The sequence below is a fragment of the Kitasatospora sp. NPDC006697 genome (assembly GCF_042869935.1).
Taxonomy (GTDB): Bacteria; Actinomycetota; Actinomycetes; order Streptomycetales; family Streptomycetaceae; genus Kitasatospora.
On record NZ_JBIAGU010000011.1, the window covers coordinates 19,294 to 32,467 of the forward strand.

Sequence of the window (13,174 nt, forward strand, 5' to 3'; positions counted from 1 at the left end):
GGCTCAGATCTCGTCCGTGGCGGCCGCGGGCGCGACCGCGCTGCCCAAGGCGAGGGCCAGGCGGGTCGGCGAGAGGGCGGAGAGGCCGAAGGTGTCCCCGGGCCAGACCGAGGGGGCGCCGAAGGCCTGGGAGACCTGCACCGGGGCGGAGAGCCAGCCCCGGGTGGTGGAGAAGGCGCGCAGGTAGAGGGCGTAGCCGCGCGGGTCGCTGTCCGAGAGCCAGGCCACGTAGGCGGTGCCGGGTGGGCCGGCCGCCACCTGGACGATGTGCGGCACGTTCAGCCGGTCCCCGGGCACCTGCACCGGGGCGGACCAACTGGCGCCGTGGTCCGTCGAGTAGGAGAGCCAGCCGGTGTCGGTGGTCGCCTCCTGGGTGTCCCAGGTGGCGTAGAGCGTGCCGTCCGGGCCGAGCGCCTCGCTGCCGTCGATCCACCACTCGGTGGTGTCCATCGTCCCGGCGTCCGGGCCGATCCGCACCGGCGGCGACCAGCTCGCACCGCCGTCGGTGGAGCGGGTGGCGTAGGTGTAGGCCACCGTCAGGTTGTCGGTGGGGATGTCGGTGACCTGGTAGCCCTGGTAGACCACGTCGATCGAGCCGTCCGGCTCGACCAGCACCGGCGCGCTGTCGCCCCCGCTGTTCGGGTAGCCGGGGCTGAGGTGCGACATCGCGCTCCAGGTCCGGCCGCCGTCGGTCGACTTCTGCAGCACGGCGTTGACGTCGCCGGTGGCGAAGGCGCAACTGCCGCTGGGCGGGCAGATGGTGGTCACGGCCGCCGCGCTCGGCCCGTAGTCCCAGGTCAGGTAGAGCGTGCCGTCCGGGCCGACCGCGAGGAAGTCCCGGTCGCCCCAGTTGTTCTGGTCCGGCGGGAGAGCGGCGCCGGCGGTGCTGAAGCTCGCGCCGTGGTCCCTGCTGACGTCGACGACCGGGTAGCTCAGGCCGGCCCGGGAGGTCATGAAGGCGGCGTAGACCGTGCCGTCGGGTGCGACGGCGACCGCCGGGTCCCAGCTGCGGCCGCCCTTCTGGCCCGTGCTGCCGGGCAGGGTGAGCGCGGTGCCGAAGCTGCTGCCGCCGTTGGGCGAGGCGGGGCGGCTTGATCATCCACCCGCTGCGCTGGTCGGCCGAGTCGGCGAAGAGCTCCATCGACTCGGCGTCCTGCGGCTCGTGGGCGCGGAGCTGGATCCGGTCGCCGATCCACACGGAGGCGGCGCCGTTGGCGGCGATCCGCGCGTCCAGGCCCGGGTAGCCGGTGGTGGGAGAGGTCATGCGGCGATCCGGCCACCGGGGCGGCTGACGGCGCAACGGCATTTCCCGGCGGCCCGTCAGGAGGGCCGGCGGGCCGCCGCCGGTGTGCCCGTCCGCGACAGGCCACCGGCGGTGCGTGCCAACAGCACCGGCGGGCTGCTTGGCTGGGAGGCGGTTGGACCGGGCACGACCCAAGCGTGAGGAGAGAACCCGTGATGCGAATCCGTGCCGCGCTCGCCGCCGGCGGAGTGCTGGCGGCCGCCCTGTTGAGCGGGTGCGGCGGGAGCAGCCCGGGCAGGGCCGCCGCACCGCCGGCGCCGAGCCCGGCCGGCGCGAGCCCGGCCGGCTCCTCGGACCGGGCCTTCGGGCAGCTCGAGCAGCGCTACGGCGCCCGGCTCGGGGTCTACGCCTTCGACACCGGCAACGGGCGGGAGCTGGCCTACCGGGCCGACGAGCGGTTCGCCTTCGCCTCCACCGGGAAGGCGCTGGCGGCGGGGGTGCTGCTGGGGAAGGCCTCGGACGCGGAGCTGGCGAAGCGCGTGACCTACCGCCAGGAGGACGTGCTCTCCTGGGCACCCGTCACCTCGCAGCACGTGGCCGACGGCATGACCGTCCACGACCTGCTCGCCGCCGAGCTGGACCACAGCGACAACACCGCCGCCAACCTGATCACCGCGGAGCTGGGCGGCCCCGACGCCGTCCAACAGGCGTTGCGCGCCCTCGGGGACGCCACCACGAACGTGGTGCGCACCGAGCCGACGCTCAACGAGGCCACGCCCGGCGATGCCCGGGACACCAGCACGGCCCGCCAGCTGGCCACCGACCTGCGGCAGTTCGCCCTCGGGACGGCCCTGCCCGAGGCCCGGCGGCGGATGCTGACCGACCTGCTGGCGGCCAACACCACCGGCGACCCCTACATCCGCGCCGGGGTGCCGGGCGGCTGGCGGGTCGGCGACAAGACCGGCAACGCCGGCTACGGCACCCGCAACGACATCGCGGTGGTCTGGCCCGCGGGCGACCGGGCACCGCTGGTCGTCGCCCTGCTCTCCGAGCGGGGCACCAAGGACGCGCGCTCGGACGACGACCTGCTGGCCAACGCGACCGGGGTTGCCATCGCCGGGCTCGGCTGAGGGGCCGGGCGGGCGGTCGGCGCGGTGGAGCGGGGCAGGGCGACCGGGGTGTTCAGCGTGTTCCTCATGCCCGGAAGCCTGCCGGCGCCGGCCCGCGCAACCATCGGCCGTCCGGCTGGAACCCGGTCGGCCGAAAGGCCGGCCCAAGGAGCCGCTCCCCTAGCCGAAAGTAGGGAACTGCCCTGCCGAAGTGCTGGTTGCGCCCGTGCGGGCGGGTCGGGTGGTCGGCGGCTCCGTACATTGGTGCCCGTGATCGACGACCAGACCACCCGGACCCCGCCGCTCTTCCCGAAGTGGCGCTGGTGGCTGCCCTCCGCCGTCGCCGACGAGCTCGACCCCGACCGCGAACGGACCGGCCGCGGGCGCTCCCGCCGCACCACCCGGGACTGGATCGTCGATGTCTCCTGCTTCCTCCTGGTCGTGCTGGTCGCCCTGGCCGGAGCCGACTCCGTGCGCAAGGAGCACGGCCTCCCGCACGGCTACGCCGGGTTGGACATGGCGCTCGGCGCGCTCGCCTGCTGCGCCGTGTGGCTGCGCCGGCGGTGGCCGCTCGGGCTGGCCGTCGGGCTGGTCGCCACCGGGCTGCTGTCGAACACCGCGGGCGGCGCGGTGCTGGTCGGCCTGTTCAGCCTGGCCGTGCACCGGCCGTTCAAGTACGTGGCCTGGGTCGGCGCCGCCCAGCTCTCGTTCATACCCGTCTACTACTGGCTGCGGCCCGATTCCGACCTCTCCTACGCCGGCGTGATCGTGTTCTCCGTGGTGCTCACGCTGCTGGTGATCGGCTGGGGCATGTTCGTCCGCGCCAAACGCCAGCTGATGGTCAGCCTGCGGGACCGCGCCCGGCGCGCCGAGACCGAGGCCCGGCTGCGCGCCGAGCAGGCCCAGCGCGCCGCCCGGGCCGAGATCGCCCGCGAGATGCACGACGTGCTCGCCCACCGGCTCAGCCTGCTGAGCGTGCACGCGGGCGCCCTGGAGCTCCGCCCCGACGCACCCCGGGAGGACGTGGCGCGGGCGGCCGGCGTGATCCGGGCCAGCGCCCACGAGGCGCTGCAGGACCTGCGGGAGATCATCGGCGTGCTCCGCACCGGCGACGGTGACGAGGCCGGCCGCCCGCAACCGACGCTGGCCGCGCTGAAGGAGCTGGTCGCCGAGTCCTGCGAGGCCGGCATGGCCGTCGAGCTGGACCAGGAGGTCGTCGATCCCGCCGGTGCGCCCGCCTCGCTGGGCCGCACCGCCTACCGGATCACCCAGGAGGCGCTCACCAATGCCCGCAAGCACGCCCCCGGCGCCCCGGTCACCGTCACGCTCAGCGGCGCGCCGGGCGGCCGGCTCACCCTGGCCGTCCGCAACCCCGCCCCGACCGGCGAGGTGCCGCACGTCCCCGGCTCCGGCCAGGGCCTGATCGGCCTGGGCGAGCGGGCCCTGCTGGCCGGCGGCACGCTCGACTCCGGCCCGACCCCCGACGGTGGCTTCGAGGTCCTGGCCAGGCTGCCGTGGACCTGACGGCCGGCCCGGCGCCGTCCGTCCGGTGTGGTTGGCTGGGCCCCATGACACCGATCCGACTGCTGCTGGTCGACGACGATCCGCTGGTGCGCGCCGGGCTCGCCCTGATGATGGGCGGGGCCGACGACATCGAGATCGTCGGCGAGGCGGCCGACGGCAGCGAGGTCGCGGAGCTGGTCGAGCGGACCCGCCCCGATGTGGTCCTCATGGACGTGCGGATGCCGGGCGTGGACGGCCTGACCGCCACCGAGCGGCTGCGCACCCGGCCGGACGCGCCCCAGGTGGTGCTGCTCACCACCTTCCACGCCGACGAGCTGGTGCTGCGGGCGCTGCGCGCGGGCGCGGCCGGCTTCGTGCTCAAGGACACCCCGCCGCAGGAGATCGTGGCGGCGGTGCGCCGGGTGGCCGCCGGTGATCCGGTGCTCTCGCCGGCCGTCACCCGCCAGCTGATCCGGCACGCGGCCGGCGGGGGCGGTCCCGGTGGGGCCGACGACCGGCAGGCCCGCGCCCGGCAGCGGCTGGCCGGGCTCAACGAGCGCGAGCGCGAGGTGGCCGTCCGGGTCGGCCGCGGCATGGCCAACGCCCAGATCGCCACCGAGCTCTTCATGAGCCTCGCCACCGTCAAGTCGCACGTCTCCGGCATCCTCGCCAAGCTGCGGCTGAACAACCGGGTGCAGATCGCCCTGCTCGCGCACGACGCCGGGCTGCTGGACGACGAGGCGCGGTAGGGGCCCCGGATGAGCAGCGCCGCCGCGCCCCCCTGGCGCACCACCGGGCTCAGCTGGGGATCCGGCCAGGCCCGGCTGGAGTGGGCCGGACCGGGCGGCCAGGCGCACCGCAGCCCGCTGCCGGTCGGCGCCGAGCCGGCGCTGCTGGTCGGACCGGACCGCCGCTGCACCGGACTGCGGCGCTCCAGCCGCCCGGTGCCGTGCCCCTTCGACGCCGAGGTGGCGCCCGGCGCGACCTCGGCCCGCTGCGAGGTCTGCGAACGGGCCGCGCGCTCGCACTCGGTGGCGACCGACACCGCGATGGACGACCCGCGCGAGTTCGTGGTCTACCTGGCCCACCACGGCAGCGCCGGACTGAAGGTCGGGATCACCGCCGCCCAGCGCGGCACCGCCCGGCTGCTGGAGCAGGGCGCGCTGGCCTCGCTGCTGCTGGCCCGCTCCCGGCTGCCCGGCGCGCGGCGGACCGAGACACTGGTCAGCCGGGTGCTGCGGGTGCCGGAGCGGATCCCGACGCCGGCCAAGCGGCGGGCCCGGCTGCGGCCCGCGAGCGCGCAGCAGCGGGCGGCGGAGCTGCGGGAGGCGGCCGGCCTGGCGCCGCCGGTGGAGGGCGCCCTGGCCGGCGGGGACCTGCTGGACCACGCGGAGACGTACGGGCTGCCGGCCGCCGGCCTGCGGCCGGTCGCGCTGGTGCTGCCGCTGACGCCGGGTCAGGTGATCGCCGGTCAGGTCGTCTGCCGGATCGGGCCGGACCTCTACCTCAGGACGGGGGCGGCCGACGGGCTGGTGCTGCTGGACTCCCGGCTGCTGGCGGGCTGGGCGCTGACCCGGGCCGGGGCGGGCGCCGGGCTCTCGGCGGACCTGGCGCCGATCGTGCACGAGGAGCCGCAGGATGCGCTGTTCTGATCCGCGTACCGATCCGCCCCCCGGGGGGGGCTGAACGGGGGGCGAACGGCCCTCGTCCGCCGGCGCTCGGGGGTAGCGTCGAGGGGTGACGGATTCCCTGCCGCCCGGCGGCGTCGTGGCCGAGACCGCTGAGCTGGAAGCCCGCTGGGCGCATGCGTGGACCCCGGAGGAGGCGGCCGAACGGCTGCGCGGCTGCGGCGTGCGGTGGTGCGTCGCCGGTGGCTGGGCGGTGGACCTGTTCCGGGGCGAGGGCCCGACTCGACCGCACGAGGATCTGGAGATCGCCATCCCGGCCGCGCGCTTTCCGCAGCTGCGCGAGCACTTCGCCGGGTACGCGTTCGACGTGGTCGGCGACGGCCGGATCTGGGCGGACGCACCGGCCGACGCGCTCGCCGCGCACCACCAGACCTGGCTGCGCGAGCCGGCGGACGGCGACTACCGGCTCGACGTCTTCCGCGAACCGCACGACGGCGAGCTGTGGATCTGCCGTCGCGACCCGGCGATCCGATTGCCGTATGAAGCGGTCATCGCGCATACGGCGGAGGGGATTCCGTACCTGGTGCCGGAGGTGGCGCTGCTCTTCAAGGCCAAGGCCGCACGGCCCAAGGACCGCGCGGACTTCGAGGGGGCGCTGCCGCTGCTCGGTCCGGCCCGGCGCGCGAGGCTTCGCGGCTGGCTGGAGCGGGTGCATCCCGGACACCGGTGGCTGGCCGAGCTGGCCGAGCCGGCCGAATCGGGGGAGTGAGACGCGGGGGCGGACGGCGCGTCAGCCGGGGAGCCGAGGGCCCACGTCGGATCGGCGTCGGATCGGCGGGCTACTTGGCGTCGATCCGCCCGGCCGGCCGGGGCTCGGCGGCCAGCGTCTCGCGGGCCCGCTCCCAGGCCGGGTCGCCGGGGCGCAGCGCGCTGCGCAGGTAGGCCGTGGTGAGGCGGCGGACGGCGGCGAGGAGTTCGGGGGCGGTGTCGGCTGCGGTGGTCTCGGCGGCGTCGTAGCCGGCGATGCCGCCGAGACCGTGCTCGGCGCCGAAGAGCGTGAGCAGCGACTTGGGGCCGGGGGAGAGATGGTACGGGTCGGCGTGCCAGTCCGGGCCCCGCGGCGTCAGGTGCGGGGAGTCGTCCCGGTCGCCGGCGACCACCAGGGCGGGCGCGGCCATGGTGGAGAAGTCGATGCCGAGCAGGACGGGGTGGTGGGTGGCCGCGTCCGCGGTCAGCGCGTCGCCGCCGCGGCCGGGCGCGGCGAGCAGCACGCCCGCCGTGATCCGCGGGTCGGCGAGGTCCAGCAGCCGCCCGTCGCGTGGGTCGGTCAGCCGGGCGCCGAGCAGCAGGCTCGCGGTGTGGCCGCCGAGCGAGTGGCCGGCCACGGCCACCGCTTTGCGGTCCAGGCGGCCGCGCAGGCCGGGGACGGCGGCCTCGATCACGTCGAGCCCGTCCAGGACGCGCTTCATGTCCTCGGTGCGGGAGCGCCAGTGCAGCGGTGCGTCGGGGGCCGCGGAGACGGCGGGATCGGGTTGCAGGGTGGGCGAGTTGAGGTGGGTCGGCTGGATCACGGCGAAGCCCTGCGCCGCCCAGTGGTCGGCCAGCGGGGCGTAGCCGTACAGCGAGGGCAGGTGGCGCGAGGGGCCGGCGCCGTGCGAGAGCAGGACGATCGGCAGGTCGCGGCCGTCGTCGTTCGCGGGGACGGAGACGCGCACCTGGAGCTCGGCGGCGCGCCCGGGCGCGGGGAGTCGGACGGGGGCGAGCGAGAGGACGGCGGTGGAGGTGTGCACGAGGGAGGCCCTTCCCGTGGTGGGCGGCAGAATGAAGCGGAACGTTGTTCCGTTAACGATACGGAACCATGTTCCGTTTGGTCAATGCCATCCTGGCCCAGAGGATGTGACCGGGCTCGGCCCGGCTCGTCGTTCCGTGGAGTGACCGAAGGCGAATGAAGGAGAACACGGTGTCCGCAGCAGGCCAGTCCGCCGGGGTGCCCGCACGGAGCAAGCGGGCCGACGCCGTGCGCAACCAACAGGCGCTGCTCGCCGCCGCGGCCGAGGCGTTCGTCGCCTCCGGCATCGACGTGCCGATCCGGGAGATCGCCGCCCGCGCCGGGGTCGGCGTCGGCACCATCTACCGCCACTTCCCGACCCGGGCCGACCTGGTCGTCGCCGTCTACCGCCACCAGGTGGAGGCCTGCGCCGAGGCCGGTCCCGATCTGCTGGCCGCGAGCGAGAGCCCGTTCGCGGCGCTGCGCGCGTGGGTGGACCTCTTCGTCGACTTCCTGGTCACGAAGCACGGGCTCGCCAACGCCCTCCAGGCCGACAGCGGATTCGAGGCCCTGCACGCCTACTTCCTCGACCGCCTGGTCCCGGTCTGCGCCGACCTGCTCGAGGCCTGCGTCCGGACCGGCGAGATCGGCGAGATCGGCGGGGAGGTGCCGGCCCTCGAGCTGATGCGCGGCATCGGCAACCTCTGCATCGGCGGGGGCAGCGACCCCCACTACGACGCCCGCCGACTGGTGCGGGTGCTGCTGCACGGGCTCCGGGCGGGCGCCGAGGGGTGAGGCTGTCAGCTCCGGCCGGGTCGGGTCCCCTGCTCGGCGGGCATGCGGCCGGGCAAGGGCGGACCACTGCGTCGCGCTGGACACCTACCCCGGCGTGCTGGACCTGGGCCCGACCCGCCGGGCGGACTGAGGTCGCAGGACGTGTGGGAGCCTGGCCCGCATGACCGAAACGACCCCCTACGACCGGGACCGGGCCGGGTACACCCGTGAGGCGCTGGCCCGGCTGGTGCTCTCCGAGCAGGCGGTGGAGCTCTCCGACAGCGCCGCCGGGCTGGTGGGCACCCGGTACGACACCGCCACCGGGCTCGGCGGGCGGGCCAGTCAGGCGCGGCAGCTGGTCGAGCTGGCCGAGCGCGCGCTGGCCTCCGCCGTGGTCTACGAGCGCGAACGCGGCAGCAGTTGGGAGGAGATCGCCGCCTACCTCGGGATCGATGCCGAGGAGGCGGAACAGCGGTTCGGGCCGGCCGTCCGGGCCTGGCACACGGCCTTCGAGGAGCCGTACCGCCTGGACGAGACCGGCCGCAAGCGCATCCCCGCGCTCCCCACCGCCGCCTACGACCCGGCCTGGGCCTGCCACCACCTCGACGGCTGGGCCCGCCTGCGCGGAATCGGGATCGGGGAGAGCGAAGCGGTGAGCGCGAGCCTGACGAGGGTGCCCGCGGCTCCTCCCGCGGTGACACCGTGACTCCGGGCCCGTTCCAGTCCGCCGCCTTCCGCTGGTTCTTCGCCGGGCGGCTGGTGTCGATGCTCGGCAGTTCGATGGCGCCGGTGGCGCTGGCGTTCGCGGTGCTGCAGTACGCGCGCAGCGCCGGGGACCTGGGGATCGTGCTGGCCGCGCGGAGCGTGCCGATGCTGGTCTTCCTGCTGCTGGGCGGGGCGGTCGCGGACCGGATCAAGCGCAGCACGGTGCTGGTGGTGTCGAACCTCGGCGCGGCGCTCACCCAAGGGGGCGCGGCCGCGCTGCTGGTGACGCACCATTACCAGCTCGGGACGATGGCCGCCCTGCAGTTCGGCAACGGGATGCTCGCCGCGTTCACCAATCCGGCCCTGCGCGGGATCGTGCCGCAGCTGGTCGGGGCGGAGCAGAGGCAGCGGGCGAACGCGGCGCTGGGGTCGACCAAGAACGCGATCTCGATCTTCGGGCCGACGGTGGCCGGCATCGCGGTGGCCACGGTCGGCGGCGGGTGGGCGATCGCCGCCGATGCCGCGAGCTACGCGCTGGCGGCGCTCTGCCTGGCGCGGCTGCGGGTGCCCGAACTGCCCGCCAGCGGCGGCCGGGCCGGGCTGCCGGCCCAACTGCGCGAGGGCTGGGCGGAGTTCCGCGCCCGCACCTGGGTCTTCGCCAGCGTGGCGGCGTTCGCCGTGAGCAACTGCTTCTACGTGGGCATCTGGGTGACGCTGGGTCCGGCGCTCGCCAAGGGCACCATCGGGGCGACCGGCTGGGGGCTGGTGCTGAGCGCCCGAGCGGCCGGTCTGCTGGTGATGAACCTGCTGATGTACCGGATCACCATCCGCCGGTTCCTGATGGCGGGTCAGCTCGGCTACGCCTTCTTCGCCGTGCCGATGATCATGCTGGGCCTGCACGCCGGCACCGCCCCGCTGGCCGCGGCCGCCTTCCTCGCGGGCCTGGGCACCGGGCTGCTGGCCGTCGCCTGGGACACCACCGTCCAGGAGCACGTGCCCAACGAGGTGCTCTCCCGGGTCTCCTCCTACGACGACCTGGGCTCCTACCTCGCCGTCCCCGTCGGACAGGTGGCCGCCGGGCCCGCCGCCGCGCTGGTCGGCGGGCCGGAGGTGGCCGTGGTCGGCGGAGTGCTGTTCGGGGCGGCGGTGCTGTCACCGCTGCTCTCGCGCAGCACCCGGACCCTGGAGCACCCGGTGCCGGCCGGCTGACGGGAGGTCAGGCGGCGGCCAGGATCGCGCGCAGCCGGGCCAGGCACTCGGCGACGAAGGCCGGGTAGCTGTGCCAGTAGTACTCCACCCCGCTCACCCCGACGGCGATCGCCCAGGCGCGGGCGCGCAGCCAGGTCTGTCCGTCCAGGTCGAGCGCCGCCCAGTACGCCTCGCGCGCCGGTGCCGGCAGGTCCCAGACGGCGGCGTGCTCGGCGTCGGGGTGGCCGACCGAGAGCGAGCCGAAGTCGATCACCGCGTGCAGCCGGCCCTCCCGGACCAGCAGGTTGGTGGGCTTGAGGTCGCCGTGCAGCCAGACCTGCCGCCCGGACGGCTCGGGCAGCGCCAGGGCGGACTCCCAGAGCGCGCGCAGCTTCCCGGTGTCGAGATCGAGCCCGTCCAGCGCGGCGCAGCCGTCGAAGGCCTTGCCCACCCACTCGGCGCAGTCCCGCAGGCTGCCGCCCCGGTACCAGCTGAGCCCGCCCGCGCGGACGGCGCCCAGCAGCGGTACGGCGTGCAGGGCGCCGACGAACGCGGCCAGGTCGGTGCCGAAGGCCGGCCAGTCGTCGACCGAGCCGGGACCGGGCTCGGCGCCCTCGATCCACCGGTACGCCGCCCAGGGCAGCGGGTACGCGGCGCCCGGCCCGCCCTCGTGCACCGGCTCCGGCACCCGGAACGGCAGGCGCGGGGCCAGCCGGGGCAGCCAGGGGCGCTCCTTGGCCAGGTCGCCCGCGGCCGACGGCGTGCGCGGCAGGCGCAGCAACAGGTCGTCGCCGAGGCGGTACATGGTGTTCTCGGTGCCCGCGCCGGCGCGGGCCAGCGGGAGGCGGGCCCAGTCCGGCCGCTGCTCGAGCAGCAGCGACCGGACGGCGGACTCGTCCACCCGCACCTCGTTCTGGTGGAGTGTCATCGCAGGGCCCGGCCTACTCCTCCGGGTCCCACTCGACCAGCTGGTCCAGCACCGCCCGGTCGCCGCCGATGACCAGGGTCTCCAGCGGGAGGCGGCCGTACATCACCAGGACCAGGTCGCTCGCCGCGGCGTCGGCGCAGACGCCGGGGGCCTGCGCCGCGCCGCCCGCGGGGAGCCGGGCCGCGCGGGCACCGGCGCCGTCGAGGGTGAGGCGCCAGGACCGGCCCTCGGCGGCGCGGTAGTCGAGGGTGGTGGGCTCGCCCGGCCAGGGGCTGGTGGTCGCGTTGCAGGTGTGCAGGAACTCCTCGACACCGTCGAGCGCCACCTCGGTCGGCAGCGGCTCCGGGGCGCCCGCGGTGAGCTGGGCGTCGTAGGTGTGCACCGCGTACTCGTGCAACTGGCGGCGGGCCACGCCGGCGCAGGTGTGCGGGGACTGGCTGGCGCCCCAGCCGGTGAAGCAGGCGCGGTCCGGCTCGGCCGCGCGCAGCGCGTCCAGCAGCAGCTCGGTCGACTCGGCCAGCCAGGCCAGCAGCGCCTCGAGCTCGCGCGGGGCGGTGGTGTCGCCCAGCGGCTCGGCCCTGGCGGTGGCCCCGGGGCCGGCGGCGACGGTGGCGGCCCAGCGGCGGCGGCCCACGCCGATGTGCTCGGCCAGGTCGAGCAGCGTCCAGTCGGGGCAGGAGGGTACCTGCGCGTCCAGGCCGGGCGCGGCGGCTATCGCGGTGCGGAAGGCGGTGGCCCGCTCGTCGATCAGCCGCAGCAGGTCGGTGTACTCAAGAGTCTCTTGCACGCCGGATGTCTATCACCCGGGTCAGGAGCTCGGACACCGGTTATTTCGAGCGCCCGTCAGGCGCGGTCCGCCCCGGCCGCGCGGGCGAGGTCGTCGACCAGGGTGCGCGAGGGCTGCGGGATCTCGCCGTGGTCCTCGTCGTCCCGGTCCACCGGGAGCTGGTGGACGACCGCGGCCACCCGGGGCGGCAGATTGAGCGTCAGGCCGTCGTGGCAGGCGGCCAGGGTGGCGGTCCAGAGCGCGGCGGGCAGCGGCTCGCGCAGCCGGCAGGATGTCTGAGCGGGGGCCGGCGGCTCGGCGGCCAACTGCTCGGCGCGGCCGCGCCAGAAGTGCGCGTCCCGGTGCTCGCCCCGGCTGGCGTGCTGCAGCGAGAGCAGGCTGGCCGCCGTCGGGTTGCCGCCGCCGGCCGCGAACTGCAGCCAGAACTGGCAGGCGTCGGCGTAGCCGGTGAGGTGCAGCAGGGCGGCCAGCACCAGGGCGCCGCCGGGGTGGATCCGCGCCGGGCTGTCGGTCAGCAGGGTCAGGCTGGTCGCGGCCTCGGGCTGGGCGAGCACCAGGGTGGCGGCCAGGTCCAGCTCGTGGCAGGCCTGGGCGTGCTCGGCACCGTAGGGCGCGGGGGCGCGGTAGAGGCGCTTGAGGTCGGGCAGGGCGCCGCCGGGGAGCCCGGGCGCCGGGTCGGGCGCGGCCGCGGGCGCCGCAGCGGGCCGGGGCGTGGACAGGTAGCCGAACCCCGCCCCGAAGCCGGCGGGAGTGGCCGAGCGGCGGTCGCGACCCGTCACTTCACGTCCTCCATGCCGCTGTCGGGAGTGCTGCTCGGGGAGGGGTCCGCGCGCAGGAGCCGGCGCAGCTTGGCCAGGCCCTGGCCGACGGCGGTCCGGGTCTGCGCCTCGGGGGCGCCGAAGTAGCGGGCGACCTCGGCGAGTTCCAGACCGAGCAGGTGGTGCAGCACGATCATGTCGTACTGCCGTTCGGGCAGCCGCAGCACGGCCTGGTACAGCAGGTCGTGGTCGGCGGCGGGACGCTCCCAGGGGATCCCGGCACTGCGGAGGATGAGCAGCCAGTCCGCCACCACGGCGGGCGGCGGGGTACCGCCGGTGCCCAGGGCGAGCGCGGAGACCTGCTCCTTGGCGATCAGCCAGGCGTAGGCGTCGGTGTCGGGCTCGCGCAGCGCGGCGGCCCAGAGCCGCTTCAGGTCGGCGCGGATGTTCCGCACGGCCTGGTCGACGAGGTCCGGCCCGTCCAGGCGGGAGCAGGCCAGCGCGCGCCAGGTCCGGTCCTGGCCCTCGCAGTACGCCTGGTAGGAGAGTCGGTGGGCGGGCCGGACATCTGCCCACCCGTCGTCACTGGTCAAGGGACCTCCTCACCGGACCCCGGCGGGTGCGGCGGTCGACCGCCGCCCCGGGCCCCGGATGACGGCGGTGGTAGCTGTCGGAGAACTGCTGTCCTCCACGCGGACATCCAATCGCACTGAGGCCCCATATGCGAAGACGATCGCAATATGACCAACCCGTGCGTGATCTGACGATCCAAGAGATGATGAG

15 protein-coding genes are annotated in these 13,174 nt (G+C 75.6%); 9 read left to right on the forward strand and 6 right to left on the reverse strand.

Features of this window, described 5'->3' with window-relative positions:
• Positions 1–3: 3 nt before the first annotated feature.
• Complete coding sequence (locus ACFYNO_RS16985; RefSeq protein WP_388011979.1) at positions 4–954, reverse strand: hypothetical protein; 951 nt, start codon at positions 952–954, stop codon at positions 4–6.
• 97 nt (positions 955–1,051) lie between these two features.
• Between ACFYNO_RS16985 and ACFYNO_RS16990 the strand changes: the two genes are divergently transcribed.
• From ACFYNO_RS16990 to ACFYNO_RS17015, 6 genes are all read left to right on the forward strand, one after another.
• Positions 1,052–1,444: a hypothetical protein gene (locus ACFYNO_RS16990; RefSeq protein ID WP_388011981.1), complete on the forward strand. Its 393-nt coding sequence runs from the start codon at positions 1,052–1,054 to the stop codon at positions 1,442–1,444.
• A gap of 14 nt (positions 1,445–1,458) precedes the next feature.
• A complete protein-coding gene (gene bla / locus ACFYNO_RS16995) occupies positions 1,459–2,373 on the forward strand; it encodes a class A beta-lactamase (RefSeq protein WP_388011983.1) in 915 nt (304 codons plus the stop codon).
• Between the two features lie 249 nt (positions 2,374–2,622).
• Positions 2,623–3,876, forward strand: coding sequence for a sensor histidine kinase (locus ACFYNO_RS17000; protein WP_388011985.1), 1,254 nt, complete (start codon positions 2,623–2,625; stop codon positions 3,874–3,876).
• Between the two features lie 44 nt (positions 3,877–3,920).
• Positions 3,921–4,604: a response regulator gene (locus ACFYNO_RS17005; RefSeq protein ID WP_388011987.1), complete on the forward strand. Its 684-nt coding sequence runs from the start codon at positions 3,921–3,923 to the stop codon at positions 4,602–4,604.
• 9 nt (positions 4,605–4,613) lie between these two features.
• On the forward strand, positions 4,614–5,507 hold the full coding sequence (locus ACFYNO_RS17010; protein ID WP_388011989.1) for a DUF2797 domain-containing protein: 894 nt from the start codon (positions 4,614–4,616) through the stop codon (positions 5,505–5,507).
• Between the two features lie 85 nt (positions 5,508–5,592).
• Positions 5,593–6,252, forward strand: coding sequence for a nucleotidyltransferase domain-containing protein (locus ACFYNO_RS17015; protein ID WP_388011991.1), 660 nt, complete (start codon positions 5,593–5,595; stop codon positions 6,250–6,252).
• Between the two features lie 70 nt (positions 6,253–6,322).
• Here the strand turns inward: ACFYNO_RS17015 and ACFYNO_RS17020 are convergent, their stop codons facing one another.
• The gene (locus ACFYNO_RS17020; protein WP_388012578.1) at positions 6,323–7,303 is read right to left on the reverse strand and encodes an alpha/beta hydrolase family protein; all 981 of its coding nucleotides are present in this window, start codon (positions 7,301–7,303) and stop codon (positions 6,323–6,325) included.
• A 125-nt stretch (positions 7,304–7,428) separates the two neighbouring features.
• Between ACFYNO_RS17020 and ACFYNO_RS17025 the strand changes: the two genes are divergently transcribed.
• From ACFYNO_RS17025 to ACFYNO_RS17035, 3 genes are all read left to right on the forward strand, one after another.
• Positions 7,429–8,046: a TetR/AcrR family transcriptional regulator gene (locus ACFYNO_RS17025; protein WP_388011993.1), complete on the forward strand. Its 618-nt coding sequence runs from the start codon at positions 7,429–7,431 to the stop codon at positions 8,044–8,046.
• Between the two features lie 160 nt (positions 8,047–8,206).
• Positions 8,207–8,731 carry a hypothetical protein gene (locus ACFYNO_RS17030; RefSeq protein ID WP_388011995.1) on the forward strand — a complete coding sequence of 175 codons (525 nt, stop codon included), beginning with the start codon at positions 8,207–8,209 and terminating at the stop codon, positions 8,729–8,731.
• A complete protein-coding gene (locus ACFYNO_RS17035; protein WP_388011997.1) occupies positions 8,728–9,939 on the forward strand; it encodes an MFS transporter in 1,212 nt (403 codons plus the stop codon). Before ACFYNO_RS17030 ends, ACFYNO_RS17035 begins: the two co-directional genes overlap by 4 nt.
• 7 nt (positions 9,940–9,946) lie before the next feature.
• Here ACFYNO_RS17035 and ACFYNO_RS17040 read toward each other — a convergent pair whose 3' ends face one another.
• Genes ACFYNO_RS17040 through ACFYNO_RS17055 form a run of 4 tightly spaced genes read right to left on the reverse strand, consistent with a single transcriptional unit; the run spans position 9,947 to position 12,984 of the window.
• A complete protein-coding gene (locus tag ACFYNO_RS17040; protein ID WP_388011999.1) occupies positions 9,947–10,846 on the reverse strand; it encodes an aminoglycoside phosphotransferase family protein in 900 nt (299 codons plus the stop codon).
• A gap of 13 nt (positions 10,847–10,859) precedes the next feature.
• Positions 10,860–11,633, reverse strand: coding sequence for a maleylpyruvate isomerase family mycothiol-dependent enzyme (locus tag ACFYNO_RS17045; RefSeq protein ID WP_388012001.1), 774 nt, complete (start codon positions 11,631–11,633; stop codon positions 10,860–10,862).
• Between the two features lie 56 nt (positions 11,634–11,689).
• Positions 11,690–12,412: a hypothetical protein gene (locus tag ACFYNO_RS17050; RefSeq protein WP_388012003.1), complete on the reverse strand. Its 723-nt coding sequence runs from the start codon at positions 12,410–12,412 to the stop codon at positions 11,690–11,692.
• Positions 12,409–12,984, reverse strand: coding sequence for a sigma factor-like helix-turn-helix DNA-binding protein (locus ACFYNO_RS17055; RefSeq protein ID WP_388012005.1), 576 nt, complete (start codon positions 12,982–12,984; stop codon positions 12,409–12,411). Before ACFYNO_RS17055 ends, ACFYNO_RS17050 begins: the two co-directional genes overlap by 4 nt.
• Positions 12,985–13,174: the final 190 nt, after the last annotated feature.